The 354-nt window shown below is 35.6% G+C and carries 1 protein-coding gene; it reads left to right on the forward strand.

What is annotated here, in order from left to right; genetic code table 11:
• Window positions 1-354 (forward strand): hypothetical protein (locus C6368_RS17150; protein ID WP_159038685.1); only part of this gene is annotated, 354 nt, incomplete at both ends.

Here is a 354-nt window from a genome sequence, read left to right on the forward strand (position 1 = left end):
AAACATCACCAAATTTAGCTGCAGGGACTTATACTGTGGGTGCAGGAGGAGATTATGCTGATTTTACGGCAGCTGTCAATGCTTTGTCTTGTGGTATTGCTGGACCAGTTGTGTTTAATGCACTAGTAGGTTCAGGACCATTTAATGAACAAATTGTAATTCCTGAGATAATCAATACAAGTGCAACAAATACAGTAATATTTAATGGAAATGGAGAGACATTAACTTCTACTACTTCTGCTGGAGCAAGAAGTTTGTTCTTATTGGATGGGGCTGATTATGTTACGATTGATAATTTTAATTTATCAACTCAGTCAGCTACAAATAATTTTGTAGTTCAATTGACAAATAGTG

Origin of the sequence: Brumimicrobium mesophilum (assembly GCF_003025005.1) — a bacterium.
Lineage (GTDB): Bacteria > Bacteroidota > Bacteroidia > Flavobacteriales_D > Crocinitomicaceae > Brumimicrobium > Brumimicrobium mesophilum.